Below are 1,290 nucleotides of genomic sequence, written 5' to 3' on the forward strand. Positions count from 1 at the left end.
CATCGAACTCCGATCGTCGATTCAGGCGTCGAGGAGGTCGAGCAGCGCCGTCCGGAACTCGGCCGGCTTCTCGAGGTGCGGCGAGTGGCCGCAGTCCTCGAGCTCGAGCTCCGTGACCGCACCGCCCTCTTCAACTGGGCGTACGCGCGGCACACCGGCGGCACGTTCGTGTTCCGCGTCGAGGACACGGATGCCGCGCGCGACAGCGAGGAGAGCTACGAGCAGCTCCTCGACGCGCTCACCTGGCTCGGGCTGGACTGGGACGAGGGCATCGGTATCGGCGGTCCGCATGCGCCCTACCGCCAGTCGCAGCGCGGCGACCTCTACCGCGAGATCATCGACCGGCTCATCGCGTCGGGACACCTCTACGAGTCGTACTCGACCGCCGAGGAGATCGATGCGCGGAACGCAGCGAACGGCCGTCCCAAGCAGCTCGGCTACGACAACTTCGACCGCGACCTCACCGATGCGCAGCGTGCCGCGTTCCGCGCCGAGGGTCGCCAGCCCGCGCTGCGGCTCCGGGTGCCCGAGGTCGACCTCGGCTTCGACGACCTGGTGCGCGGCCGCATCGACTTCCCGATCGGGTCGACCATCGACTTCGTCGTCGTGCGTCCCAACGGCGCCCCGCTCTACACGTTCGTGAATCCCGTCGATGACGCGCTCATGGGCATCACGCACGTGCTCCGCGGCGAGGACCTCCTCTCCTCGACGCCGCGGCAGATCGCGCTCTACCATGCGCTCATCGACATCGGCGTGACGACCTTCGTGCCGCGGTTCGGACACCTGCCCTACGTGATGGGCGAGGGCAACAAGAAGCTCTCGAAGCGCGATCCCGAGTCGAGCCTCTTCCACCACCGCGAGCGGGGGTTCATCCCCGAGGGCCTCGTCAACTACCTCGCACTGCTCGGCTGGGGCTTCTCCGCCGACCGCGACGTGTTCTCCCGCGATGAGCTCGTGGCGGCTTTCGACGTCGTGAACGTCAACCCGAACCCCGCGCGCTTCGACCTCAAGAAGGCCGAGGCCATCAACGGCGACCACATCCGCCAGCTCGGCGTCGGCGAGTTCGCCGCCCGCACGGTGCCCTACCTCCAGGCGGCCGGCGCGGTCGAGACGCCCATCACCGCGGCACAGGAGTCGCTGCTCGCCGAGGCCGCGCCGCTCGTCCAGGAGCGCATCGGCCTGCTCGGCGAGGCGCCGGGCATGCTCGGATTCCTCTTCACGGATGCCGCGGGCCTCCGCTACGACGACGACGCGCTCGCCGGCCTGCCCGCCGACAGCCCCGCCGTGCTC

The 1,290-nt window shown here is 69.8% G+C and carries 1 protein-coding gene; it reads left to right on the top strand.

Annotated elements, in window-relative coordinates:
* Window positions 1-84 precede the first annotated feature (84 nt).
* On the top strand, window positions 85-1,290 hold a 1,206-nt coding region (gltX, locus tag GH736_RS23085; RefSeq protein WP_235934651.1), incomplete at its 3' end, for a glutamate--tRNA ligase.

The sequence above is a fragment of the Agromyces humi genome, assembly GCF_009720255.1.
Lineage (GTDB): Bacteria > Actinomycetota > Actinomycetes > Actinomycetales > Microbacteriaceae > Agromyces > Agromyces humi.